This window comes from Allopusillimonas ginsengisoli (assembly GCF_004153455.1).
Lineage (GTDB): Bacteria > Pseudomonadota > Gammaproteobacteria > Burkholderiales > Burkholderiaceae_B > Allopusillimonas > Allopusillimonas ginsengisoli.
The window spans coordinates 242,915-268,265 of record NZ_SDQE01000001.1; the positions used below are offsets into that span (position 1 = coordinate 242,915).

Below are 25,351 nucleotides of genomic sequence, written 5' to 3' on the forward strand. Positions count from 1 at the left end.
CGCCAGGCTCGCTACCGTGATGTGTTGTCCAACAAAGGCATGCTACGCTCTACCAGACCGCAAAACATCGCGCTCCCAACAGGGATGACGGCATCATTAAAATTGAATCCTGCCGTATGCAATAAGCATCCGGATTCAGCGCCACCCTGACCCAGACGGAAATATGTGCCCGGACACTTTTCAAGCATAAGTGAAAAATCTTCTGAGCCCATGGTGGGGGCCAGGTTTGGCACGACATTTTCCGCACCAAGCAATTCGGTGGCCACACTCGTCACGAACGCGGCATGCTCCAGATTATTGACTGTCGCTGGAAACAAGCGATGGTATTTGAGTTCGATGTTGGCGTTGAATGCCGCCGCAATGCCCGCCGTCACTTCTTCCATGCGGCGGATGACTTGCTCTTGCACCGCACGGCTGAATGTCCGCACAGTGCCCGTGAGATAGGCATCTTTAGGTATTACGTTCATGGCTGGCAGGCTGCCAGCCTGGACCGCCGCAATCGTCACTACTGCCGAGTCCAGCGCGGGCAGGTTGCGCGAAACAATGGTTTGCATTGCTGCGATAAGTTGCCCGACGATCACGACAGGATCGTTAGTATCATTGGGCCGGGCGCCATGGCCACCCCGCCCTTGAACGTGAATCTCGAAACTATCTGCAGCTGCCATTGCAGGCCCCGGGCACACGCCAATGACTCCCGCAGGCAGGCTAGGCCAGTTATGCAGCCCGTAAATGGCATCACACGGAAATCGCTCGAATAAGCCGTCATCGAGCATGGCCTGTGCCCCGCCGCGACCTTCTTCAGCCGGTTGGAAGACAAGCACCAGCTTGCCATCAAAATTGCGTGTTTCAGCCAGATAACGTGCTGCACCCAGCAGCACCGTAGTATGGCCGTCGTGACCGCATGCGTGCATGACGCCATGGTTCGTCGAGGAGTAGTCGAGTTTGCCGGTTTCAAGAATCGGCAAAGCGTCCATATCAGCACGCAGGCCTATACAGCGGCCACTGGAATTGCGCTTACCTTCCAGGACCCCCACCACCCCCGTTTTGCCAATATTTCGATGCACCACATAACCCAAAGCACTCAAGCTTTTTGCGACAAGATCAGATGTGCGAGTCTCTTCAAACCCCAGCTCGGGGTGAGCATGAATGTCTTGGCGTATGGAGGTTAACTCATCATGAAATAACTTGATTGAGTCAATAATATTCTTTGCGTACATATTTTTTCCTCTATTGCTTTATGGCATGATTACCGTGCGCATATCCAGCACGTCGTCAGCGCGTTGTTCGACGCTAATGTCCTTTTTTACTCCCCATGACAGCGGCTGCTGGTGCAGCGGCAGATAGCCATAGTCCTTGCGCAACAGGGTAAAGGCGGTGTTGATCGCGACATTGCGTTTTTCTTGATCCGTTTCGACACCGATTTTTGCAATCAAAGCATCAATGTCTTTGTTGCAATAGCCGCCCAGATTGAACTGCCCTGCTGCCGTTGCGGCGTTCCGGCATGCAACAAGGTCAATCAGCGTTTTTTCGGCATCTACGGTTGCGGGCGCCCATCCCAAAAGGTACATGCTGGTATTGTTTCCACCTTGCGGCAAAACCTTTGCAAAATACTTTGACTTGGTTTGTGCAAGCAAATCGATTTTGATTCCAATGCGCGCCAACATGCTTGCTACGGCTTGGCAAATTTTTTCATCATTCACATAGCGATCATTCGGGCAGTCCATCTGCACTGAAAAACCATTGGGGTAGCCAGCGTCAGCCATCAGCTTCTTTGCTCTGGGAAAATCGGTTTTATAAGGCTGGCCGAAAGATTCGTCATAGCCGTTAATTGATCCGGCGATCAGCGTGCCCAATGGTTGAGCCGTGCTGCGCATTATTTTTTTGTTGATCACGTTGGTGTCAACCGTGCGTATGATTGCCTCGCGAACGCGCTTATCCTTGAACGGATTTTTTCCTTTGACATCGGAGAACAACAGCTCGTCGCGGTGCTGGTCCATGCCGATAAAAATAGCCCTAATTTCCGGCGTTTTAAGCATCTGGATGTCGGGCTCTTTTTCCAGGCGTGACCAATCCTGCACCGGAATGGGCATCGCCAGATCCAACTCACCTGAAATAAGGGCCGCAACGCGGGTGGATTCCTGGGTAATAGGCTGGAACACAATTTCCGTGAGGTTTGTGGGAATATCCTTGTTCCAGTAGCCATCGAAACGTTTCAAGGTTGTTTTGACATCCGGATGACGCTCAACCACCTTGAACGGGCCCGTACCGTTCTCGTGCAAATTGGTGTAGCTACTGGCTCCGCCTTTTACACTGGCTGCCTCTGTGGCGTGATTTTTTTCCGCCCATGATTTGCTCATCATATACAGGTGCACCCAGTAGCGCGGCAAAATGGGATTAGGCTGGGGCGTTGTCACCTCAACGGTGTAGTCATCGATCTTCTTGACCTCAGAGGCCAGCCCACCGAACGACTTAAAATCCGAACCTGCTGTCAGGCTGCGCTTCCAGGAAAACACCACGTCATCAGCCGCAAAGGGGCTGCCATCGTGGAATTTGACGCCTTCGCGCAAATAGAATATCCATTTGGTAGGTTCAGGATTTTCCCACCTGACTGCCAACGCAGGAACAAGTTCAAGGTCCTTGTTATACGCAACCAACGCCTCGTAGAACGCGTCTTGAAATCCTTTCGTAAATGTCTCGTTCAGCGACATGGGATCCAGCGAGTTGACATCTCCCTGGTACGCCCAGTGCAAAGTCTTGGCTTGAACGCCACATCCCAGGCCCATACCAAGTACCAGAGCGGCTAGCCATGTCGTTCGTTTATTTGCCATGAAGAACTTCATTCGAATCTCCTGATTAGCATTGAATTGCCAAGAAGTAATTGCACTACAGGGCGTGCAGCTTTCAGCGGATTCATCAAGCTTAGGGACAAGGCGGCCTCGCCGCTTTATAGTCTCTGTGCAGCTAAACACCACTCACCTGGGCGCCGATTATTTTCAAAGGAGTTGACTCCTTTTTGATAGAAAATGAATAAATTCATTCTGATCATACATATCACTTAAATTACCGTCGAATGCATTTTTCTTTAAGACATATGCCGTTTTATTATGAACACAGGAAGCATAATATTTCTAACGCAATGCATGAAAAGTGCCAACGGAGTGATTCAGCCAGCTACCGCCGATGAACGTTTATAATCTCAATCGGAAAGGACGACCTTTCTTGCGAAAATGAACATCCGGGACGGCCCGATCTTTTTTAGGAGGGCTCTTCATGGCCTGGATATTCTTGATAGTGGCAGGGGTGCTGGAGGTCGTCTGGGCGTTCTACATGAAGCAATCCGCTGGCTTTACGCGCCTGGGGCCAACTGTCATTACACTTGTTGCAATGATTGCAAGTTTCGCTCTGCTCTCCGCTTCCATGCGAACGCTTCCACTAGGCACCGCTTACACAATCTGGACTGGCATTGGCGCCGTAGGCGCCTTTTTGGTCGGCATCATGGTTCTCAATGAACCGGCTGGCGCAATGCGACTCATTGCCGCCTCCTTAATTGTGGCCGGGATTATCCTGATGAAACTTTCATCGACTTAGTTTCAACAACCCTGTTCGCTCTCACACCAAACGAGCTGTCCGTGAGGGCAGATCGACCGCGCTTCTGCCGCTGATCAACGCGCGAAGTGTCTCTCCATTCAGGATATGGCCAGAAGCTGTTATTCTGTTTTAAGTTGGTACGCACCTAAGGTGCAAAAAAAGGAGGATCCCATGCTCAAGTACCTAAAACCACTGGTGCTGGGTGCGTGGCTGGCAATATTTGCCGCGCCTGCCAGCGCGCTTGAAGTCGGCGATCAGGCTCCGGATTTCGAACTGCCTGGTTCAGATGGCACCACCTACCGGCTTTCGGATTACCACGGCAAACAGGCTGTTGTGCTGGCCTGGTTTCCCAAGGCCCGAACACGTGGCTGCACCATTGAATGCAAGTCACTGGCGGAAAATGGGCATCTTATCCGGGAGTTCGATGTCACCTACTTTATGGCCAGTGTCGATCCGCTGGAAGACAACAAGGGCTTCTCTGAGGAAACCGGCGCGGACTTTCCCTTGCTGAGCGACGAAGACAAATCAGTGGCCAAGGCTTACGGTGTGCTGCATGTGCTGGGCTTTGCCAAGCGACACACCATTTATATCGGCAAAGACGGCCGGGTGCTCAAAATCGACAAAGATGTCAATCCGGCCACGTCTGCCGAAGATATGGCGGCGACGCTGGCCAAGCTGGGCGTACAACGGAACACCACGAGCGGTTAGCGAGCGTGCGGGGGCCATCCGCGCCCTCCCTGCTGTTCTCACTGCAGGCTGCGAAGCCTGTCGGCGAAGTGTTCAACCACCAGCTTTGCACCAAATTTGGATAAATGGTTGCCGTCGGAGTAAATGAGATTGCCGCCTTTCAGGGTAATGCACCGCCCCTGATCGCACAGGGCATCGTAAGGATTCAGGAACACCAGATCGTCACGCTTTGCTGCGAACTGCGCAATGGCTGCATTCACGTCATAGCCATTACCCTGCTCTGCCTCGATTTCCAGCCGCTTGAGGCAAATCATGGGGAGATAGTCCGGCCGTTGCAGGCAGGCAGCCGTGCCCTGTGAAGAACCCGCCCCCGGTGCGGTGCCGATCAAGAACAGTGTACGGCCCTCTGCCTTGTTCAGAAGATCCCGTAGGGTGTCCAGGACAAACGCCATGTACTCTTCGTCATTGAATTGCAGCGACGTGCCATCTTCTTTAGCGACGATTTTTCGATAGCCGGGCCAATTCAGCGACATAACCAGCGGGGCGCGCCCGGGTTGCGCCACGAAATCGAGCACATCACCCATGCGTTCCACACACACCTCGCGTGGCTTACCCGCCAGCAATGCCGTGTATCCAGGCCGAAAATAACAGGCATCGCGCAAGGAGGTTTGCCACTTCTGGCCTTCCGTATTCAGGAAATGGTCGAGCGCACCCGCATACTGGCGGGCCAAGCTGTCACCCAATATCAGTGCAGATGGTTGCGCGGCAGCGTGATCGCCGATCTCGTAATGACCAAATTCATAACCTTCGCCTCCATATTCGCGCTCGTGAAAATCCTTGGCGTGCGCCAATCGTTGGCGGTATGCGTCGTTTTCCCGGAAAGGCAAGCCGTTCCCCTTCACCACAACTAGCGCAGGCACAACGCAAAGCAATCCCCAGGCCGCACATTTCGCCGCATTGCGCATAGGATTTGCCCCCAGGCGACCACGCCGGAAACGATTTTCCACATAGCTATACAAAGGGGCGGCCAGTAAAAAAGACAGGCTTAGCAACACAAGGCGGTCGCCGATCTCCAGGGGACGATAGATATAGTATTTATAGAATACGATGAGCGGCCAATGCACCAAATAAAGAGAATAGGAAATCAGGCCGGTGGCGACCACCAATCGATTGCGCAATAGAGCACCCAGATATTTGGCACGCCCCCCGGCGATGCACAGCATTGCCCCAACTGCGGGAAACAGGGCATTGACTCCTGGAAATACGGTCGAGGCATCAAATCGCAGCGCGCCGTACAGGATTAATGCAAGGCCGATGGCCATCATGCCCTCGAGACCCGCGTTGGCGTGAGGACGATAGCGCTCCAGCCAGGGGATAAGCCCGCCGGCTGCAAATTCGAACACGCGAAAAGGCATCAGATAGTAATTGGCGGTGGGATCCACGCCAGCCATCCACTGCGACGCCACGAGAGATACCAGGCCCACCGCACCAAGGACATACGGGACTGCCGCCGGCCTGGCGCGATAAGCCAGCCAGATAATGAGCGGCCAGATCAGATAAAACTGCTGCTCAACGCCTAGCGACCAGGTATGAAGCAATGGGTTCAGTTCGGACGACTGATCGAAGTATCCGGCGCTTTGCCAGAACAGAAAATTGGAAACCGAAAAGAACGACGCGACAGTCGACTCGGCCAGTGCCCGATAGTGAACGGCCGCAAACACCAGGAAACCGAGCGCCAGGACCCCAAGCAATGTTACGACCAAGGCCGGGTAGAGCCGGGCAATGCGCCTTTCCATGAAAGACAGAAAGGCGAACCGCCCTGCATTGCAATCTCGCAGCAAAATGCCGGTAATGAGGTAGCCGGAAATGACAAAGAAAATGTCTACCCCGACAAAACCGCCGCTGATCCAGGCAAATCCAACATGGAACAACAGCACGCAGACGACCGCGATGGCGCGCAGGCCATCCACTTCCGCTTGGTAATTGGCAGGTTGTTGAGTCATCACGCCAGGGGGAGTATGAGCAAGGATGTGGGGCATTGTAGTGGCGAGGTCGGCGGGTTCAAGCCGACATCATGTCACGAGTTGTAAAGCACGCTGGTAACAGAGATAATTCTGCGCATGACTCTCCAAGCGCTCTGCTACGACTACGACCGTATCGAATCCATTGTGTCCGGCTTTGTGCCGCGCTGGCACGCAGCAGGCTTCGACGCGATCATCGCCATCGCCCGCGGCGGCCTGATACCGGCGCTGATGGCCTCCTCTGCGCTCAGCCTTCCAATGCATGCGCTTGCGTATTCGCGTAAGGATCGGCGCGTTTCCTGGTACACCACCACGCAACCCCCAAAAGCCTGTCGCATCCTCTTGGTCGAAGATATCGCCGGACGTGGCACCACCCTGCTCGACAGTGTGGATTTTCTGCGCGGGCTTGGCCATCAGGTGCAGGTATTCGCCCTGGCTTACGATGCCGAATCCCGTATCCAGCCAGACTTCGGCGTGGAAGTGCCGTCCGGCTTTCGTGCCTGGTTTCCCTGGGAACGCACGTCCATCACCGCCGCCTTCGACGCCACGGATAACCAACCGGACAAGCCCGAGTACGACTATGCGTCGTGGGCCATAGACCTGGATGGGGTGTTGCTGATGGATTTACCCGAAGAGCAATACGCCCAGGCCTTGCATGAAACCTTAGCGCAGCGCGACTTACTGCTGCCCAGCGAAATATTGCCGCAACTGGATCTTGCTTCGGTCACCATCATCACCGGACGACCCGAGCAGGACCGCGAACGCACCCGCGTCTGGCTGGCCAGGCATGGCTTTCATGGCCCGCTGATTATGCGCAACGAATCGCACTATGGCGTCGAAGACACGCCCCGCCACAAAGCTGATGCGATACTGTCACGCTGCCATACGCATTTCATCGAGAGTGATCCCGTGCAAGCGCTGGAAATTGCCCGTCACGCAAAACTCGCACGCGTGCTCTGGTGGAACGGTGGCCGGGCGCTGCTTGTCTATGCCAACGAAGTCGGAGAACTTCGGCTAGCCTGACCCTCGTTTATCATTAAAATAATTCGTTCCCACCGCGATCAGGAGTCTGCTTTGCCCACCCCATCCCACATGACTTGCGTCGAGGATTTTCGCGTGCTTGCCCAACGCCGCGTACCCCGGATGTTTTACGATTATGCGGACTCGGGCTCCTGGACGGAAAGCACTTATCGGGCCAATGAAAGCGATCTGCAGAAACTCAAATTCCGCCAGCGCGTTGCCGTCAATATCGAAAAGCGCAGCCTGCGGTCGTCCATGATAGGTCAGGATGTCGCGATGCCTGTGGCGATCGCCCCCACCGGCCTTACTGGCATGCAGCGCGCCGACGGCGAAATTCTCGGCGCCAGAGCCGCCGAAGCCTTTGGCATCCCTTTTACGCTATCCACCATGAGCGTGTGCTCCATCGAGGATATTGCTGCACACACGTCCAAGCCGTTTTGGTTCCAGCTTTACGTCATGCGCGACCGGGACTTCATCGGGCAGCTCATTGATCGCGCCAAGGCGGCCCGCTGCTCCGCGCTGGTCATAACCCTCGATCTGCAGGTACTCGGCCAACGCCACAAAGATCTCAAGAACGGCCTGTCTACCCCGCCCAAGCCCACACTGGCCAACCTCATCAATCTGGCCACCAAGCCCCAATGGTGCATGCAGATGCTGGGCACCAAGCGCCGCACGTTCGGCAATATCGTCGGTCACGCAAAAGGGGTGGACGATCTAGGCTCCCTCTCCACCTGGACAGCGGAACAGTTCGACACAACACTCAACTGGAATGATCTGGCATGGATCAAGAATCGCTGGGGCGGCAAAATCATTCTGAAAGGCATCATGGATGCACAGGATGCCCGGCTCGCCGTGGAATGCGGCGCCGATGCGCTGATCGTCTCCAACCATGGCGGGCGTCAACTGGACGGCGCGCCCTCCTCTATTTCTGCCTTGCCCGGCATTGTGCACGCTGTGGGCAAAGAGATTGAAGTCTGGATGGACGGTGGCATCCGATCAGGACAAGATGTGCTCAGGGCCATCGCACTGGGCGCCAGAGGCACCATGATAGGCCGAGCCTTTCTTTATTCGCTGGGCGCGATGGGAGAAGCAGGTGTGCGGCGCTGTCTTCAAATGATAGCCAATGAGCTGGATATATCGATGGCCTTCTGCGGGCATACCGATATCCATCATATAGATCGGTCCATTCTGGTTAATGGCGATATATTCGATTGATGCACCACAGGCGGGGGCCAATCGCAAGGCACGATGCCCCATGTCAACGCAACGCCCTGTGCATCGACGTTAGTCGGCGGTGTTGCGAGCCAGCACCTCTGCAATGTGCTGCCGCCCTTCTTCCTGCTGCGACAAAGGCTCAACAGCCTGCATCGTTTGCAGCGAGCGTATGGCCAAGTCTTTGTACTGCTGCGTGCCAAAGGATTTCCGGGCGATGGATTCGTCGTCCAGTTCACGCATCACACGTGCCGGCGATCCCATCACCAGGCTGCGCGGTGGAATGATCATCCCTGACTTCACAAATGCCATAGCGCCGACAATGCTTGCATCGCCGACATCCGCCTGATCCATGACCACCGCATTCATGCCAACCATACTGTTCAGCCCGATCCTGCAACCATGGAGAATGGCGCCGTGGCCTATGTGTCCGTCTTCTTCCACGACGGTGTCGTTTTCGCTGACGCCGTGTATTACACAACAGTCCTGAACATTGCTGCCCTGGCGCAAAACAATACGCCCAAAATCGCCTCTCAGGCTGGCCAAGGGGCCAATATATACACCTGGTCCGACAATCACATCACCAATCAGTACAGCCGTGGCGTGAACAAAAGCCGAAGGATGAATCACCGGGGTGATGCCGTTGATGGCATAGACTTTGAACATAGAGCGTCTCCGTTGCCGCCTTACTGCGTGCGGGATGATTTTGTTCGTGGCATCTGTGCGGTTTTTCGGCATAGGTACCACATTATGCGCATCATAACGCGGCGCACGCACCCTTGAGCTTGCCCACAGACCAAGATCGCGCCCTAAGGCTCAGCATCAAGCCCGATATCCAGCACGGACGCGCTATGCGTGATCCACCCCACGGCAATCAGATTAACGCCTGTCTGGGCGATCGCTGGCGCTGTTTCTGCGGTGATGCGCCCCGATGCCTCGGTAATCGCCCGCCCGTCCACCATGCTTACGGCTACGCGCAACATATCCGGCGCCATATTGTCGAGCAGCACGGCCTCTACACCTGTCTGCATCGCCTCTTCAAGCTGAGCCAGCGTATCGACCTCGACCTGTATGCGCACCATGTGCCCGATAAATGCACGTGCCCGCTTGACGGCCTCTGTCACACTCCCGGCCACGGCGATGTGATTGTCCTTGATCAGCACCGCGTCATCCAATCCGTAGCGATGGTTGCTCCCACCGCCGACACGTACCGCATATTTCTGCACGGCGCGCAGCCCCGGCGCCGTCTTGCGTGTGCAGCTGACACGGGTACCAAAGGGGCGTATCGCATCAGCGATCGTTGCGGTGGCCGATGCAACGCCACTGAGGTGACAAAGAAAATTCAGCGCGACGCGTTCCGCACTCAGCATGGCTCGCGCATTGCCTTCGATGCTCGCGATTTCGTCCCCAGGCGCAAGCCGAACGCCATCCTCGAGCCTGATATTCAGTTTGACGTCGGGATCCATGGTGCGAAATGCCAGCCTGGCAAGATCCAGCCCTGCCAACACGCCGTGTTGGCGCGCGACAAGCCGTGTACGGGCGCTGGCATCGGCTGGAATGATTGCATCCGAGGTGAGGTCGCCGGCGCGGCCGAGGTCTTCCAGCAAGGCGGCGCGCACCAGTGGCTCCAGCATGATGGTGGGCAACGGCGGAATAGGGGTGAGGCTGGCGTTCTCGCCTTGGCCGGACTGCCGGGGGATTGTTATGCTCATTTTGAGTATTTTAAAAGTAGTCTATCGGGAACCAGGCCACCCCCTACAGGTATGGCCTGAAGTTATGCTAACAGTGAGCATAATCCAGCGTCAAGCTGATGCGGGAAGGGAGATGTTCGGTTATCGCGCCAGAGGTAGCTTGCTGCCGGCAATGGCGCGCTCGCGCACAATATCCCCTCGGAACTGGAACAGCTTGGCAGGCCGACCGGCTGTGCCTCTTGCCATGGCTCCGGTTTCCTCTACCAAGGCTTGCTGCTCGATAAATCTGCGAAAATTCTGTTTGTGCAGACATCGGCCGGCAACCGCCTCGAATGCCTGCTGCAATTGCAACAAGGTGAACTCGGGTGGCATAAGCTCGAAGACAACCGGGCGGTATCGTATCTTTGCGCGCAGCCGAGCCATCGCGGTGGCCAGAATACGGCGATGATCATGCAACATGGCATCGCCCGCCACAACGCCCTGCTCCGCCGCAGGGGCACGCCCCTTGCGCGAGGGAGCCAATGGAGACGGGGCTGGAGACACCCTGCCACGCTGCTGGGCTTCAGGCACCAGGCCTGCCTCGAACAGCAATTCATATCGCTGCAAAACAAGCTCTTCGTTCCAAACGCTGTCGTCACTGCCGAAGGTATCTTCCACGCGCTGTCGGCGCGCACGACGGATGGCAAGGTCTTCACCCTGTCGGGCCCAACGTCGCAGCATTGGCACGATTAAGCCAGGCACAATGGCAGGGCATCCGGCGCGCCAATCTTCCCAGGGAAAGTATCGATACCAGTCTTGCCACCTGACCTCATCACCCTGACTAACCGACGATACGGGCCGAGACGCGCTGGCTGGCTCGCTTGCGCCGGCTGGCTGACCTTCGCGCGTCAGCCCGAGATAGCTGACAGATATGATGCGCTGCCCTGCCCGATTGGCGCGATCACGGTCAGCAAAGGTGTAGAGTTGCTCTACATATCCCAAGGGATGATGTGTTTGCGCTTCGACCCATGCTCTCAATCCGGCTTGCAGGGAACGGTGTGACGATTCAAACGGGCCTGCCGGCAGGACATGGTTTCCTCCGCGTGTCAGGACCCGGGGCTGGCCCTGGCTGACGGCAACCAGCACCGCAACCAGTTCGGTTTCGACGGTGTTGGCGGGCGGATGAGGAGGACGGGCGTTTGACGAAGACATGGGCACGGCATGAAAACCGCCATTATAGGGATGGAACGGCCAGAAGGCCTAGTACATGCCAATGTAACTGGCTTGTGGGCGGATATTCCGCTGAACCGGGCAACCCCCGGTACACGCAAGCCACCCGGCCTTTTATGTCTTTTGGGAATGCGCCTCAAAGGCCTTAACCAGGGTCTGGAGCGTCTCGTGCAATTGAGACACGGGATCCGCGCCGTCGGTATCCAGCACCAGTACTCGCACACCATTGGCGTCGATCGCATCTCGCAAGGCCGCCGGCGGTTCTCGGTGATGCAGCACGACCGCAACATCATTGGCCTTGAGATCAGCGGTCAGTTGGCCGATGGCGTCTTCGGTCCACTCGGCATCGGAACGTATCTCGCGTTGCGCCAGATCCAGATTGAGGCTTGCAATGAGATAATCCAGGCGATCCGACAGCGAAACAACCGTCACATTGTCTACCGCGGCGAGCGAGGCTTCCGCAGCGGCCGAAGCCTCGACCAGGCCATGTTTGATCCTGGCGAGATTGGACTGCAATGCCGCCTGTGCATCGGGCGCGAGGCGTCCGAGATCCGCAGCGATAATGTCCGCCATGCGACCCAGGTTGACGGGGCTGAGCCACGGGTAGGACGACGCGTCACTGTTTGGCTGCAAGGCGATGCCGGGCAAGGCCCGGTCTACAGGACGTGCTGCGTCGATCTCTACGATACGAATATTCGATTGGCGGGAAAGCGGATACAGCACATCATCGGGCCAGATCGAACGCAGGCCAATGACGGCGTCCGCACCAAGGGCCAGACGGGCCAGCGCTTGGGCACCGCGTCCCGCATAATAGGAAGCGTGCCGTGTCGCGGGTAGCCGCGCAGGCGCAGCCTGGACAACGCTCACTGAAGTGTCGGCCGTCAATGCCTTCGTTAATGCAAATGCCACGGGATGGCCTGCCAACACCTGCGTCTGCGCCGCCTGTTTCACTACAGGTAGTGCGGCTGCGGATTCGGCCGCCAGTGTTGGTGCTGGTGTCAATACGAAAACAATTGCGCAAGCCAGCGCCCCAAGCGCACGGGCATGTAATGGCATCATGAAGGATTCCCTCTGAGAGTCGGTACCAGGCTGCGCGCCAGAGCTGCCAGCATGAAGACAGCGCCAGCCACAAGAATGATGGCCGCACCGGAAGGCACGGGAAAATCCAGCTCGATGGGCAGCAAAATCCCTGCCAGTGTACTGACGGTTGCGATGACCACCGACAGCCAGAAAAAACTGCGCAACGACGTGCTGAGCAGCTTGGCGCAGGCAGCAGGAATCACCAGCAACGCACCGACAAGAATGGCGCCTATCACCTTGACCGATGCGACGGTGACCACCGTGACCAATATGACAAACAGATAATCCAGCGCTTTGGCCGGCACTTTACGTACTACCGCCAACTGCGGATTGAAACTGGCCAGCATGAGCTTATTGTAGAAGGGCAAGGCCAACGCGGCTGTCGCGATTGCCACGACGGCCAGCACCGAGATGTCCTGGCTGTTGACGGTCAACACGGAACCAAACAGCACGTTTTCGAGAATGTGAACGTTGATGCGCCCGGAAAGCATCAACAACACGCTTGCCCCCAGCGCCAGCGATACTGAAAGAAAAACGCCTATCAGCGTATCCGGGGCCAGCCCCGTACGGTTGCGCAGGTAGTTGAGCAAAATGCCGAACAAGAGGCAATAGCCGAACAGGCTGCCATAAGGCCCGGTATAGGGTTCGCCCAACAAGATGCCCAGGGCAACGCCCGTGAGCGCGGAATGCCCGACGGCTTCTGAAAAAAATGCAAACCGCTTGACGACCACCAGCGTACCCAGCCCTCCCAATACCGGGCCAATCAACAAACCGGCCAGCAATGCATTGACCACAAAGCCATAGCTCAGTGAAGCCGGCAAATGGCCTGCGTTGGCCCATGCCTGTATGGTGATTCTGAGCGTATCCACCATCGTTGACATCATGCCGCCTCCGCCGCGACCGCTGGATGTTCTTCCCGCGGCTTGGCGTTCAGCGGCCGGGTCGAGAATAGTTCCAGTAAACGATCGGCAGTGAGTACGCGTTTGGGTGGGCCATCGAACAGAACGCTGCGGTTCAATCCAGTGACATGATCTGCCAACCGCGTCACGGCGGCCAGATCATGCTCAACCCAGAAAACGGTGATGCCCACTGAACGCCAATTGGCCAGCAAGCGCTCAAAAATCTGCGCGCCCGCTTCGTCCAGGGCTGACATGGGTTCGTCCAGAACCAGCAATGAGGGCGCCGGCACCAGGGCCTGGGCCAACATGACACGCTGGCGCTCGCCACCGGACAGCGCGCCCATGCGTCGCGAGCGCTTGCCCTGCATGCCCACCTGCGATAGCGCCTGATCAATCGCATCGCGATGGCGTTTGGATAATCCGAGAAAAGCGGGACGCCGCTGCGTCATCGCAGCCATGAAATCGTCGACGGTCAGCGGCAAGCTGCGATCAAATTCCAATGCTTGAGGGACATATCCGATAACGCCTGGCTGGCCAGGCCATTCGAGCTTCACGCTGCCTGAATGCGGCATTTGCCCCAACAGGGTCTTGATCAGCGAACTCTTGCCCCCGCCATTTGGCCCCGCCAGCACATGAACAGTACCGGCTGTCACCGAAAACGAGACATCGTGCAAGATGACGCTGCGCCCCAACCTGAGGTTGACGTCCTGCAGCGCGATTGAAGGCCCGGTCATGCGCCGGCGTCCTGGATCGCACGCACGACGGTATCCAGATTGCGGGCGGTTTCGCGTTCGAATTTCTCTTTGGTGTAATCGCCGTAAGAGATGTGCGTCAGCGGATAGAGCCGAACGCCCGTTTCGCGCTGGATGGTGTCCACATAGGTGGACGGAAAATCCATTTCGGAGAAAATAACCTTGACGTCCAACTGACGAAGCTGATCGATAGTGGTTTTGAGCTGGGCAGGGCTGGGCTCGATGCCGTGAGCCGGCTCGACGACCGCAGTGACTTCCAGACCGAATTCGCGCAGAAGATAGTCGTAAGCACCGTGAATGGTGGCGACACGCAGGTCGGCGGCGGGCGCCTGCGCCAGCCCCGCAAGGGCGTCCGCTCGCAGCTTGCGCAGCTTACGGCCATAGTTGCGCGCATTGCTACGGTAGGTATCGGCATGATCGGGATCAAGTCCGGCCAGCGCTCTGGCTATCGTGTTGACCTGCGCGATAGACGCAGTGACCGACAGAAAGGTATGAGGGTTGACGACCTTGCCGTCGTCACCGGCACCGCGTGACGCAGCGCCTGTGGCGCCCAGCAGGGGCACTTGCGCATTGGCTTCGATGATGGGGATGTCGGGTTTGTCGCTGGCGGCAATCATGCGATCGGCAAAGTCATCGTGTCCGATACCATTGACCACAACCACATCCAGCTCGCCGATGCGCCTGATGTCCTCGGCGCGAGGCTCGTAGGCATGCGGGTTGAACCCCGCGGGAATCAACGGAACGACATCGGCCTTGTCGCCAACAATATTGGCAACATAACTATAGTAAGGGTGCAGTGTTACGCCGATGCGCAGACGCTCGGCGTGCGCCATCGACGGATAGGCCAGCACACAAAGCAGACCGGCAAGCCAGACCAGCGCGCCGCGCCGCAGGCGGGATACAAATAGGGAACGAAGATACGAGGGTAAAGACATGTAGGCCTTGCTGTCATGAATGCCCGAAGGCGGCGAAGCGTCAAAGGGTATGCGGTTCACGGCTGGCGTTTCTCACGGGTGACGCTGGCATCGAATTGCGCAACCAGCTGTTGCCAGCCTGCGCGTATCAACGCAGGCTGCTCCAGGCTTGCGGGAAGCGTTGCCTCTGCACGGCTTAGCCAGATGTCGGGTTCGCCGGTATCGCTCGCGCCCTGGCCTGCGGCATGATGATGAGCATCGGGCAGTTGAGCCCCCTTTTCCGGCACAAGCAGCAGCATGGAGCCCGCTTCCTGCAGGCTCGTGCTGAGCCCCACATAGGCGACGTTGACGCCGTCATGGACCCTGTGCCATTGATGAGCACCACGCCTGAGTGCACTGGCATCCTGTGTGAAAGGGGGAAGGTAGAGCGCCTGGAGCTGAGAAATGGTCGGAAGCGTTGCGCCGCCCGCGTCAAGAATTTCGGACAATGCCACGCGCAAATCGGCGAAGATGCCCTGCTCGGCCGGGCTGAGCGACCTGCGCGCATCGATCTGATGCGCCGCCAGCGTACTTGCAACCTCAGGCGCTGCGCGCCATGCGATGAACAAGCCTGCCAAGCCCAGAATGCACGCGCAGAGCAAACCTATCAATAGCGTTTCGTGTCCTGCGCCAGCAGGCCTGATCACCTGTGTCGTCATGGGGAGATTTCAGTATGATCGATCTCGACAATATGGCCTGGCCCTGCGTCGAACAGTACGTAAAAATCCTTGTCCGGGCGCGGAAACTTGATGCTGGAGTTCTGATCCAGCTTGCCGGGCACCAGGATTTCCTCGTCGTAGGAAATGACGTCCAGGGTAACGCCAGGCGCGCCGCTGCCGTCGGAGAACCCGCCTTTGCACTGGATGGTATCGTCAGCTACTTGCTCGCAGCTGGCCATGGGGTTGTGGGCGGCAGCAAGCGGTGCAAAGCACAGCAGGCTGGCCAGCGCCAGCGGCCGGCAAACGGCAATAACCCGCGCTGTAGACTGGATGAACATTTAGCGACCTCCTTTGCGTAGCCACGCAACCGTTGCGGGCGAGGCGGTTTCGAGCGGTAGACTGGTATGGTGCACGGAGCCATCCCAGCCCTCGGCGGTCAGCCAGAGCATGGAGTCGGCGGTCGTGCGATTGGGAATAGGAACACTGGCTGTTTGCCGATACGGGCTGCCAAAAAACAGCGCGCCGGCCGTACGTAGGTTGCGTGGTTTGCCCACACGCAGGTAGACCGCCCGGATTTCCTCAATGCAGTCGTCGCACAGCGCAAGCGAGAAAGTTTTCATGTAGCCGGCGGGACCATCCAGCTGGGGCGGCTCAACGCGCATTTCCGCCAGGCGCAGCGTCCATGGACCAACCTGCTGCTCTCCGATAATGCGCTGCCCAAGCCCGAGCGTCCCCTGGAATAACGCTTGGTCCTGGAAATAACGAGGCATGAATACGACAGGCAGCACCAGCGCCAGGGCACTGAGGTGAAACCGCCATCGCTTCCACCGTGGGACAGGAGCCTGCACGCGCGTTGCCGCGGAACGGCGGGCGGCGGGATGCGGGCGTTGATCGAGCATGGTCTTACTCATGACGGCCCTCCAGGCGCAGGGTATCCGCCGCGACAGGCTGGGCATGAACTGAAGGCGGAGAATGGCGCGCCCGCGCGCTGCGGGATGGCCCGCGGATTGCGGCAGCGGTTTCTTTGATGGTGCGTTTGGTCCATATCATCATTCCGGAAAACACCATCATGGTGAGCAACACGCCGAAAAAGAAATAGACCAGCTTGAGCCATAGGCCGGCGAAATCGCCGGTATGCAGTGGCCGCATGGATTCTGTGAACAGTTCAAGTCCTGAGCGGTCGGACACCCGGCGAGTGTTTTCGACCGCACCGGTATAAGGATTGATGCTGAGCGTTTCGAACAGCAGAGGATAGCTGCCACGCCCCCCCACCTCGTAGTGGCTGAAAGCATTGCCTGGAAGGCTCACGAAAGAGGGCTTGAGATCGGGGAAGGTTTCGTGAGCGATCTCGGCAGCGCGATCGAGGCTGATGATCGGCTTAGGCTCACCTGGCCTGATGTCTGGGACATCTGCCCGCGCGACCACCGGCGGCACACCTTCGGTGGAGAAGGAAATGTGGAAATCGAACAGAATCGCCCTCGTGAGAAACCAGATGGATGTGATGGCGATAATAGCGATAAATGGAATGGACCAAATGCCGGCAAGACGGTGAAAATCGCCCCAGAAGATGCGGGCGCCCTGCCCCACGCGCAGCCTGGGTTTTAAGAACCCGCGCCAGAACCGCTTGTAGACCACCAGCCCGGTAACGAGCGACCCCAACATGGGAATGGCGAGCAGCGAAACCAGATACCAACCTATACTGAAGCCGCTATTGAACGGCATCAACAGCCACCCGTGAAGTGCGCGAACGAACTGGCGAAAATCAAAACCCGATTCTTCTCCCTGTATATGGCCGGTATAGGGATTGACATAAAGCGCCGCTGACCGTGCATCTGGATAGCTGACTCGCACGGTGAGCGCGAACTGAGACTTTACGGGCCTGGAAATGGAGCGAACCACGGCGCCGGGGTGCTCTTGCGATACCTTGGCGAGGATGGCGTCGTAGCCAAGGAGCGGCGCGTTATCTGACGGCGGATTCGCGCGAACGGCGGGATTGGCCAGCCAGAGGATTTCCTGGCTGATCGTGGCGATGGAACCTGTGAGGCAGACGAAGAATACGAACACCCAAATGGGAAGCGCAAGCCAGCTATGTACCAGAAACCAAAGCTTGGATCTGGATTTTTTCCCGGTGGGTTTGGGCGTGGTCATGGATGGGCAGAATTATGAGAGTACGATTGATAATGATTATTGTTTGATTGTACATTTTTCTACGCTTGCGTCGAATAATACAGGCAGTATCATCAAGGGTTAAATGTTTACACGTTGCAACGTCCGGATGACTCTCCCCCCACTGCGGCACTGTGCCGACCCATACCCATGCTGGCCAGGCAGGCAGCAGTTGTTCCCGTCAAAGGCGCCGAATTCAGCCGTCCGCTCCCCGCGCAATGCCCCGTCCACCGGCCTCTCGCACCCCTGGCTGCGTATTGCCACCGGCGCTGCGGCCGTTTTTCTGATGGCTGGTTGCGCGACAACCCCGCCGAGTAATCCAGAAAACATCTGTGAAATTTTCCGGGAAAAATCAGGGTGGCATAAGGCAGCCGCCAAAACACAGCGCAAATGGGGCGTGCCGCCGCAGGTTACGTTGGCGGTCGTTTATCAGGAATCCAGTTTCCGGCACGACGCTCTGCCACCACGCCGCTACCTGCTTGGGTTTATTCCCTGGGGCCGCGTCAGTTCTGCCTATGGCTACGCACAGGCCAAAGACGAAACCTGGGCTGATTACCAGCGCGAAGCGGGCGGCTGGTTTGCCAGCCGCGATAACTTCAGCGATGCGCTGGATTTCATGGGCTGGTATATGGACAAGGCACAGCGCCTGAATGGCACCTCCAAATGGGATGCCTACGGCCAATATCTGAATTACCACGAAGGCTGGACGGGCTACCGACAGCGCAGCTACGACCGCAAGCCCTGGCTGAAACGCGTGGCCGCTGGCGTACAGAAACGGGCAGAACGCTTCGGTGCACAATATCGAAGCTGCAAAAATAATCTCTAGCGCAGCGTCGCAATCTAAAAGGAAATTGCCCCAAATGACGCAACAAAAACTGACAGTCGGCATGATAGGCGTGGGCCTGATGGGCCATGGCATCGCGTCCAATATTGCACGGCATGGCCACCGCCTGATTATTCTTGAACATGCTGGCAACCAGCCCATCAACGATCTGCTGGCTGCGGGCGCGAACGTTGTCAGTTCACCCGCCGCCGTGGCCCAGGCATCCGACGTGGTCATCCTGTGCCTGACCGGCAGCCCACAGGTAGAAGCGGTGGCTGGCGATGCCGGCGGCCTGCTCGAAGGCATGCATCCTGGCCTGCTGATCGTCGATTGCTCAACGGCGCTGCCGTCTTCCACACTGAAGGTTGCACAGTCGATAGAAGCCGCCGGCGGGCGATATATCGACGCGCCCATGACACGCACGCCCAAAGAAGCGGCACAAGGTCGATTGAATCTCATTGTGGGTGGTGACGCCCAGATACTGGAAACGGTTAGCCCGCTGCTGCGCTGTTTTGCGGAAAGCATTGTGCACGCTGGCCCGGTGGGCGCAGGCCACCAAATGAAGCTGATCCACAATTTCGTGTCACTGGGATTTTCGGCCGTGCTGGCGGAAGCGGCCGCCTGCGCACAAAAAGCCGGCATCAATCCTGACACGATGGTGGACATACTCGCCACAGGCGGTGGAGGTGGCGTGGTGCTGGATCGTCTCAAGCCTTATATCACCGGCAAAGATGAATCGGGCATGCGGTTTTCGCTGGCCAATGCGGTCAAGGATATGACTTACTACACCACGATGGCGGAAGAAATGGGCGCTTCGCACGTCACCGCGCAGGCAGTGCGGGCGTCATTCGAGTTTGGCGTGCACGCGCGATCGCCTGATGCGACAGTGCCAACGCTGATTGACATACTGGCCAACGCACGGGCTGGGGAAAAAAGCTGAAACACCCGTCATCGCTTGCTTGCGCCAGCCGCCCGGCCCAGGCCGCATCCTCAGCCCCCAAAGGAAAACAGCGACACCGCCCAGGCATTCCGGGTTAAAGCGCGTCGATACACTGCAACAAGGCCGCGCAATATCAGCGGCTGTGCATAGAAAAGAACTGCCATAACAACACTGACGCGCTGGGCCCGTCTTTGCTGCTGAACTTGAGCTTGCTGTTGCCGCCGCTCCACGCATGACCCACTTCTTTCAGCAAACACAGGCGCACCATGATGCTGTTTCCATTCAGAAAGTCTTGCCTGACGTATTCGCGATGCGTTCCTTGTGCAAGCACTCGCTCCCTGGACGCTGATGCTGCGTTCAGGTGCGCAAACTGGGCGGCAAGCTGCCCGGCATTTTGCATCGACACGAGGTGATCGCGCTTGCCATGCAAAATCAGCAACGGCCTGCCGGACGGTGCTGTGCCATGCGCCAACGGGTTTATCAGTTCGACGGGATCTACCGGGCTTGCCTTGCGCATTGTACGCAACCCCGTTGTGGCATCGTGCGCGTATCCAAGAACTGCCCCCGAATGCATGGCCGTCGCCGCAAAAACATGAGGGTGCCGCAAGACAACCAAGCCCGCCATGCTTGCGCCGGCTGACAGGCCAGCGACATAAACACGGGTTGCGTCCAGGCGATACCTGCGCACGATAGAGGTTGCCAGGCTGGCGATGGCATCCGCTTCCGCCAAACCGTGCTCGGCGTCAGGCTGAAACCAGCGCCAGCACCTCATCGCCTGCACCCGCCTGGCCTGTTGTGGATAGACGATGACAAACCCCTTCTTGTCGGCCAACTGATTCATGCGCGAACCCAGGGCCATTTCGTAGGGAGATTGCTGGCACCCATGCAACATGACGATCAATGGCATCTTGGCTACGGGTTGCTTAGCAGGCCGGTATAGCGAATAGGCCATTCGGCCCAACAGTTCCGTGCCGGAGGCAGGCGTGGCGTAGAGCAAGTCTTGCCAGATGCCTTTTCCAGTGGGCTGTGAAGGCGTCGCAGCTGGTGCTTTAGGTTTGGTATTTGATGCCTGCTTAACGGCTTTGCGTTTGGCAGGCTTGCGCTGCTTGGGTGTCGTAACACTGACAAGCTTGAGCGCCCGGCGCTGCATCCGGGCCATTCGATGAATGGTGGAAAAAAACAAGCTGCCAACTTTCCTGGCCATAGGTACCGCCACTGGAAAACAAGAGTATTACCGCTGAAAAACAAGAAGTTATTCAAAAAACAAATTCCGCCACCTATCAAACGGGCACATGGCTTTCTGGCGGACTGAGTAGCCACTTTCAGTCACTTTGTTTTTTGGTATCTGATTATTTTGTGTCTGGCTTTTTCGTGTCTGGCTTTTCTGCCCCTGGTTTTTCTGGCGCCACACGTCGTTTGTCATTCTCTTCATGCGCCTGACCATAATCCCCCGCCCGCCCAAACTGATTGCCTCGTCCATAGTTGCGCTGATCAACTTCGGCGTCGTCGCCTTGCGGCTGCCGGGGATGGCTGTAGGATTCATCATATTTGTCAGCGTGCGTCGGCCGCTCTGCCGACCCGTGGCGCGATGCGCTACCCTGCTCCGGCGCTTTGGCTTTGCTGTTCGGTTTCTGCCTGCGATCACTCATGGCGCATCTCCTGATTGCCCGGGCTGAAAGATTCGGGCTTACGTGCAGTGGCAAGCAAACAGCGTGCCCCGGTGGAGAATATGTGCCGAGCGTCAACTGGGCGCCGCCGTGAAAATTTGACAACATTGCGTCCGCCAAGAGGCGAACACGTTTCTGTGATCTCCGCCCTAGCCCGATGTTTTTACTGCAGTCGATCCATCAGTCAATGCTAAATCAGGAATACTGACAACGACCAGCGCCTTTGCAGGCCGTTTGCCAAGCGATCTGGACCTATGCGGAATTGACGCATTGAAATAAAGCGAATCGCCAGCTTCAAGGCGAACCACACGTTCCGCAAATATCACTTCCATAACGCCGGACACCAGAAAAATCAATTCTTCGCCAGCATGCCCGGCCAGCTCCGTTTTCTCGTCGACTATTGAAGGCGGCGACATGATGAAGGGTGCCATGGCTTTTCTGGTTCGGGTTGCCGCAATGGCCTCGTATACATACCCCTCTCTTTCGTTCGAGCGCGTAAAGGGCACACGATCCTGCGCTTTCACCAAAACAATATCGTCATCCTCGGCGGTTTCCCCGATCAGTTGTTCAGCGCTTCGGCCCAGCGCCTGTCCGAGTTTCAGCAATGTGCCAATGGTAGGAGACGACAAGCCGCGCTCGAGCTTGGAGAGGTAGCTTTTGCTGATGTCCGCACGCGCCGCCACCTGCTCGAGGCTGAGCCCATTTAGCTTGCGAAACGAAGACAGCCGTTCGCCGAGAAGATTATTTTCATGCACTTTACTGCCTCTTCTATCTGCCGCTTTGACTGGCCGACCCTCAGACGGTGAGAGGTGTGTCTGTACTGAATCACTCATAAATAGTTGTCATCCTTTGCTCCCCATTGTAGAGCATCGGATTTGCCCACAGTATTCCCTCCCCCTCTTAAATGACACCCATTTCCCTCATTGAGCATATTCTATTGCCTATATGACACATCAGTGTCATACTGTTCACGCAAGTATCGAGAAAATCCATCCCCAGGAGACAAACCCAATGAAGATACTCAAGCAATGGCTGCGCATATTGGCCCGCTCAGCTGCAATATGTACTCTCTGGTCGTCATCGGCGCTCGCTGCTTATCCATCCAGCCCCATTACACTGATTGTTCCGTTCGGAGCCGGGGGCATTACAGACCTTGTGGCCAGAGCAACCGCCAAGGTGCTTGAAGAGCAGTTAGGCGAAACGATCATCGTTGACAATCGGCCAGGCGCAGGCGGCAACATCGCAGCCGAACGCCTGAAACACTCGAAGCCAGATGGTCATACCCTGATGTTCACCTCGATCGGCGTTCTCGCTGTCAATCCACATACCGGTGCCGGGGTAACTTTCGATAGCCTCAACGACTTCACCTATATCTCCACGGTGGCATCGACCCCTCATGTGATCGTCGTGAATCCCGCGGTCAAAGCAAAATCATTGAAGGAATTGATTGAACTGACCCTAGGCAAACCGGAGAGCATCAGTTTTGGTACCGCGGGTATTGGCAGTTCCCCATATCAGGGTATGACGATTATGCAGGAATCCACCGGCGTCAAGTTTCTGCACGTACCGTTCAAAAGTGGCGCAGAGTCGGTGACAAGCGTTGTTGGCCATCAGGTAGAGATGACGTTCGAAGCCACCCCTGTCGTCATGCCGTTCGTACAAGCTGGAAAACTGCGTGCGCTGGCGCTCGCAAATTCAAAGCGGATAGATGGTGCCCCTGATCTCCCCTCCACTGCTGAACTGGGGTATCCCGATATACTTTCTGCCTCAATCTCCGGATTGATAGGGCCGGCCGGCCTGCCGAAATCTGTGGTTGACAAGCTCAATCAGGCCACCCAAAAAGCGTTGAAGAACCAGCACTACATCACCTTATTGTCGGAACAGGGAACGGCAACAGAAAGCTCGACCCCTGAAGAATTCCGGTCTGCCGTGTCCGCCGAGTATGACAAATGGGAGGAAATCATGGCCAAGCTGCAGACACAGGCTAAACACTAATCGCAATTTTGAAACGCAACAGGAGCAAACAATGGCAGTAGATACCATGCGGCTTGGCAAGTCTGAGATTGTCAATTCCGCCCTCAAGAACATGGAAACCAGCCTGCGGGCTGAAAAAATGTCCACGCGCGACGCGGTCGCGCAGACGTGCAGAACCTTGTTCGCTTTCGGACACGATTCAGGCCTGTCCGGCCAGATCACTGCCAGGGCGGAGCAACCCGGTACCTATTGGACGCAACGTCTTGGCTTGGGATTCGACGAAATCACCACTGAGAACATGTTGTTGATTGATGAAGACCTGAACGTGCTGCAGGGGGAAGGCATGGCGAACCCCGCCAATCGGTTTCATTCCTGGCTATATCGTTCACGGCCTGACGTGCAGTGCATTGTTCATTCCCATGCCCCCCATGTCTCTGCCCTTTCGATGCTTGAAGTGCCTCTTGAAATAGCGCACATGGACACCTGCGTTCTGTATGGCCAATGCGCCTTTCTTGAAAAATGGCCCGGCATACCCGTGGGCAACGAAGAAGGTGAACTCATCTCTACGGCGCTGGCAGACAAGAAAGCCATTCTGCTGGCGCATCACGGGCTGTTGGTGGCGGGAGCCAGTGTTGAAGAAGCGTGTGTCATCGGCGTGATGTTCGAACGTGCGGCGCGCTTGCAGCTCATGGCCATGGCGGCCGGCACCATACAGCCGATTGCGCCAGAGCTTGGCCACGAGGCCCAGCGGTGGGTCAATACCCCTCGCCGCACTGACGCGACTTTTGCCTATTATGCCCGCAGGGCAGAGAAAATATTGCATCCCTTCTGACAAGCAGGTAAGGCAGGTCAGCGGCACATCCGCGCGTGGACAGAGCCTATGGCGTTAGGCCTGCTTTGAAACCGACAGGCAAGCGCTGGAACGAATACAGACCGTAAGCCCACTGAAATTGAAATCAAAGGCCAAAAAGAATCGCCGGGACTCTAAGAGCCCCGGCGATTCTTGTTCTGGCGGAGACGGAGTCTGCCCAGCCCTGCTCCGCTCAAGTCCGGCTGCGCAACCCCTTGTATATATTAGGTTTTACGTAAAACTTACCCCGGCACACTCGTTTATTTGCAATAAGAGTTGCGAGGCTGGGCAAAGACCTAGGGCTGAAGTAAATCGCAGGAAGCTCGAAAGCGTGTCCCTACTCTCGCCGTAGAGCATCCCCTATCACGAGGACATCATGTTTATATATCACTACACCTTGACTCCAGATGACAACAACACTTTCCTCATTCAATTTCCAGATATTCCCGAGGCAGCTGCTGTCGCCGAGTCTGCGCAAGACGCTCCAGAGCAGGCCGCCGAAGGGTTAGAGGCCGCGCTACAGCTATATATCGATGCACGGCGCCCTATTCCAGAAATGCGCTACGCTGGTGGCGATGGAATTACGCTCAAAGCGTCGGCCACCGCAAAATTGCTGCTTTCTGACGCTATGGTGTCTCAAGGGGTGCGCAAAGCAGACCTTGCCCGCATACTTGAAATTCACCCCCCACAAGTCGATAGACTGCTGGATCTCGGCCATTCCTCAAAGATAGAAATGGTGGAAGATGCACTTTCCGCCCTCGGGGAAAAGCTACTTGTTTCGCTCGCGTAAAGCAAAAATCCCCGATGCCGGAATTCCGATATCGGGACAGGGGGCAGTCCTATCCGGACACAGGTACGGATCAGACCACATTCAAGCGCCGCAAAGTGGGTGACCTTAAATCCGACCATATGCCTACGCGCGCTGTGTGCTGTACCGTTCTATACGGTTGTGTCGCGTTAGATATTGATGCAAAGAAAACCCGCCAAAACCATGTTCTTACACGATTGTTGGCGGGCTGGGTTCGCTACGGTTAAGCAGCGATGGGCATTAATGGCGGAGACGGAGGGATTCGAACCCTCGATACGGGTATAAGCCGTATGCTCCCTTAGCAGGGGAGTACCTTCAACCACTCGGCCACGTCTCCAGATAAGTCCGGTAT

General features: G+C 56.8%; 26 protein-coding genes and 1 tRNA gene. 9 read left to right on the top strand and 18 right to left on the bottom strand.

Features of this window, described 5'->3' with window-relative positions:
* Nucleotides 1–11: 11 nt before the first annotated feature.
* Both ERE07_RS01250 and ERE07_RS01255 read right to left on the bottom strand, forming a co-directional pair.
* The gene (locus tag ERE07_RS01250; RefSeq protein ID WP_130007061.1) at nucleotides 12–1,217 is read right to left on the bottom strand and encodes a M20 aminoacylase family protein; all 1,206 of its coding nucleotides are present in this window, start codon (nucleotides 1,215–1,217) and stop codon (nucleotides 12–14) included.
* A gap of 18 nt (nucleotides 1,218–1,235) precedes the next feature.
* The gene (locus tag ERE07_RS01255; protein WP_425330940.1) at nucleotides 1,236–2,840 is read right to left on the bottom strand and encodes an ABC transporter substrate-binding protein; all 1,605 of its coding nucleotides are present in this window, start codon (nucleotides 2,838–2,840) and stop codon (nucleotides 1,236–1,238) included.
* Nucleotides 2,841–3,270: 430 nt separating this feature from the next.
* Between ERE07_RS01255 and ERE07_RS01260 the strand changes: the two genes are divergently transcribed.
* On the top strand, nucleotides 3,271–3,588 hold the full coding sequence (locus tag ERE07_RS01260; RefSeq protein ID WP_130007062.1) for a DMT family transporter: 318 nt from the start codon (nucleotides 3,271–3,273) through the stop codon (nucleotides 3,586–3,588).
* Nucleotides 3,589–3,759: 171 nt separating this feature from the next.
* A complete protein-coding gene (locus ERE07_RS01265) occupies nucleotides 3,760–4,296 on the top strand; it encodes a peroxiredoxin (protein WP_130007063.1) in 537 nt (178 codons plus the stop codon).
* Nucleotides 4,297–4,334: 38 nt separating this feature from the next.
* On the opposite strand, the gene ERE07_RS01270 is transcribed toward ERE07_RS01265, so the two are convergent.
* Complete coding sequence (locus ERE07_RS01270; RefSeq protein WP_167670696.1) at nucleotides 4,335–6,278, bottom strand: acyltransferase family protein; 1,944 nt, start codon at nucleotides 6,276–6,278, stop codon at nucleotides 4,335–4,337.
* Between the two features lie 117 nt (nucleotides 6,279–6,395).
* Here ERE07_RS01270 and ERE07_RS01275 point away from each other — a divergent pair, with 117 nt between their 5' ends.
* On the top strand, nucleotides 6,396–7,319 hold the full coding sequence (locus tag ERE07_RS01275) for a phosphoribosyltransferase (protein ID WP_130007065.1): 924 nt from the start codon (nucleotides 6,396–6,398) through the stop codon (nucleotides 7,317–7,319).
* 69 nt (nucleotides 7,320–7,388) lie between these two features.
* A complete protein-coding gene (locus ERE07_RS01280) occupies nucleotides 7,389–8,531 on the top strand; it encodes an alpha-hydroxy acid oxidase (protein ID WP_130007664.1) in 1,143 nt (380 codons plus the stop codon).
* Nucleotides 8,532–8,600: 69 nt separating this feature from the next.
* Here ERE07_RS01280 and ERE07_RS01285 read toward each other — a convergent pair whose 3' ends face one another.
* From ERE07_RS01285 to ERE07_RS01335, 11 genes are all read right to left on the bottom strand, one after another.
* Nucleotides 8,601–9,194, bottom strand: coding sequence for a phenylacetic acid degradation protein PaaY (locus ERE07_RS01285; protein ID WP_130007066.1), 594 nt, complete (start codon nucleotides 9,192–9,194; stop codon nucleotides 8,601–8,603).
* A gap of 143 nt (nucleotides 9,195–9,337) precedes the next feature.
* Nucleotides 9,338–10,162 (bottom strand): carboxylating nicotinate-nucleotide diphosphorylase, encoded by an 825-nt coding sequence (gene nadC, locus ERE07_RS01290; RefSeq protein WP_245153432.1) that lies wholly within the window; start codon nucleotides 10,160–10,162, stop codon nucleotides 9,338–9,340.
* A gap of 198 nt (nucleotides 10,163–10,360) precedes the next feature.
* Nucleotides 10,361–11,410 (bottom strand): NUDIX hydrolase, encoded by a 1,050-nt coding sequence (locus ERE07_RS01295; RefSeq protein ID WP_130007068.1) that lies wholly within the window; start codon nucleotides 11,408–11,410, stop codon nucleotides 10,361–10,363.
* A 132-nt stretch (nucleotides 11,411–11,542) separates the two neighbouring features.
* Nucleotides 11,543–12,487, bottom strand: a complete 945-nt coding sequence (locus ERE07_RS01300) for a metal ABC transporter solute-binding protein, Zn/Mn family (protein ID WP_209021059.1) — start codon at nucleotides 12,485–12,487, stop codon at nucleotides 11,543–11,545.
* A complete protein-coding gene (locus ERE07_RS01305) occupies nucleotides 12,484–13,392 on the bottom strand; it encodes a metal ABC transporter permease (protein WP_245153346.1) in 909 nt (302 codons plus the stop codon). Before ERE07_RS01305 ends, ERE07_RS01300 begins: the two co-directional genes overlap by 4 nt.
* Nucleotides 13,389–14,141, bottom strand: a complete 753-nt coding sequence (locus ERE07_RS01310) for a metal ABC transporter ATP-binding protein (RefSeq protein ID WP_130007069.1) — start codon at nucleotides 14,139–14,141, stop codon at nucleotides 13,389–13,391. Before ERE07_RS01310 ends, ERE07_RS01305 begins: the two co-directional genes overlap by 4 nt.
* Entirely contained in the window at nucleotides 14,138–15,154 is a 1,017-nt protein-coding gene (locus ERE07_RS01315) for a metal ABC transporter substrate-binding protein (RefSeq protein ID WP_245153347.1), read from the bottom strand. The genes ERE07_RS01310 and ERE07_RS01315 overlap by 4 nt, the downstream gene beginning before the upstream one ends.
* The gene (locus ERE07_RS01320; RefSeq protein WP_130007070.1) at nucleotides 15,151–15,771 is read right to left on the bottom strand and encodes a DUF6162 family protein; all 621 of its coding nucleotides are present in this window, start codon (nucleotides 15,769–15,771) and stop codon (nucleotides 15,151–15,153) included. The genes ERE07_RS01315 and ERE07_RS01320 overlap by 4 nt, the downstream gene beginning before the upstream one ends.
* Nucleotides 15,768–16,109, bottom strand: coding sequence for a hypothetical protein (locus tag ERE07_RS01325; RefSeq protein WP_130007071.1), 342 nt, complete (start codon nucleotides 16,107–16,109; stop codon nucleotides 15,768–15,770). Before ERE07_RS01325 ends, ERE07_RS01320 begins: the two co-directional genes overlap by 4 nt.
* Entirely contained in the window at nucleotides 16,110–16,682 is a 573-nt protein-coding gene (locus ERE07_RS01330) for a thiamine pyrophosphate-binding protein (protein ID WP_245153348.1), read from the bottom strand. It abuts the gene before it with no gap.
* Nucleotides 16,675–17,919: a PepSY-associated TM helix domain-containing protein gene (locus tag ERE07_RS01335; protein ID WP_130007072.1), complete on the bottom strand. Its 1,245-nt coding sequence runs from the start codon at nucleotides 17,917–17,919 to the stop codon at nucleotides 16,675–16,677. Before ERE07_RS01335 ends, ERE07_RS01330 begins: the two co-directional genes overlap by 8 nt.
* 127 nt (nucleotides 17,920–18,046) lie before the next feature.
* Between ERE07_RS01335 and ERE07_RS01340 the strand changes: the two genes are divergently transcribed.
* Together ERE07_RS01340 and ERE07_RS01345 are read left to right on the top strand one after the other, a co-directional pair.
* On the top strand, nucleotides 18,047–18,763 hold the full coding sequence (locus ERE07_RS01340; RefSeq protein ID WP_280634345.1) for a transglycosylase SLT domain-containing protein: 717 nt from the start codon (nucleotides 18,047–18,049) through the stop codon (nucleotides 18,761–18,763).
* Nucleotides 18,764–18,797: 34 nt separating this feature from the next.
* Entirely contained in the window at nucleotides 18,798–19,700 is a 903-nt protein-coding gene (locus tag ERE07_RS01345) for an NAD(P)-dependent oxidoreductase (RefSeq protein ID WP_130007073.1), read from the top strand.
* Between the two features lie 133 nt (nucleotides 19,701–19,833).
* On the opposite strand, the gene ERE07_RS01350 is transcribed toward ERE07_RS01345, so the two are convergent.
* From ERE07_RS01350 to ERE07_RS01360, 3 genes are all read right to left on the bottom strand, one after another.
* Nucleotides 19,834–20,904, bottom strand: coding sequence for an extracellular catalytic domain type 1 short-chain-length polyhydroxyalkanoate depolymerase (locus ERE07_RS01350; RefSeq protein WP_130007074.1), 1,071 nt, complete (start codon nucleotides 20,902–20,904; stop codon nucleotides 19,834–19,836).
* A 145-nt stretch (nucleotides 20,905–21,049) separates the two neighbouring features.
* On the bottom strand, nucleotides 21,050–21,349 hold the full coding sequence (locus ERE07_RS01355) for a hypothetical protein (protein WP_130007075.1): 300 nt from the start codon (nucleotides 21,347–21,349) through the stop codon (nucleotides 21,050–21,052).
* 167 nt (nucleotides 21,350–21,516) lie between these two features.
* Nucleotides 21,517–22,122: a helix-turn-helix domain-containing protein gene (locus ERE07_RS01360; RefSeq protein WP_245153349.1), complete on the bottom strand. Its 606-nt coding sequence runs from the start codon at nucleotides 22,120–22,122 to the stop codon at nucleotides 21,517–21,519.
* Nucleotides 22,123–22,378: 256 nt separating this feature from the next.
* Here ERE07_RS01360 and ERE07_RS01365 point away from each other — a divergent pair, with 256 nt between their 5' ends.
* The 3 genes from ERE07_RS01365 (at nucleotide 22,379) to ERE07_RS01375 (ending at nucleotide 24,981) form a co-directional block, all read left to right on the top strand.
* Nucleotides 22,379–23,362, top strand: a complete 984-nt coding sequence (locus ERE07_RS01365) for a Bug family tripartite tricarboxylate transporter substrate binding protein (RefSeq protein ID WP_130007077.1) — start codon at nucleotides 22,379–22,381, stop codon at nucleotides 23,360–23,362.
* A gap of 31 nt (nucleotides 23,363–23,393) precedes the next feature.
* Nucleotides 23,394–24,173, top strand: coding sequence for an aldolase (locus ERE07_RS01370; RefSeq protein ID WP_209021060.1), 780 nt, complete (start codon nucleotides 23,394–23,396; stop codon nucleotides 24,171–24,173).
* A gap of 394 nt (nucleotides 24,174–24,567) precedes the next feature.
* Nucleotides 24,568–24,981: a type II toxin-antitoxin system HicB family antitoxin gene (locus ERE07_RS01375; RefSeq protein ID WP_130007078.1), complete on the top strand. Its 414-nt coding sequence runs from the start codon at nucleotides 24,568–24,570 to the stop codon at nucleotides 24,979–24,981.
* Nucleotides 24,982–25,243: 262 nt separating this feature from the next.
* On the opposite strand, the gene ERE07_RS01380 is transcribed toward ERE07_RS01375, so the two are convergent.
* A tRNA-Ser gene (locus tag ERE07_RS01380) sits at nucleotides 25,244–25,336 on the bottom strand.
* Nucleotides 25,337–25,351: the final 15 nt, after the last annotated feature.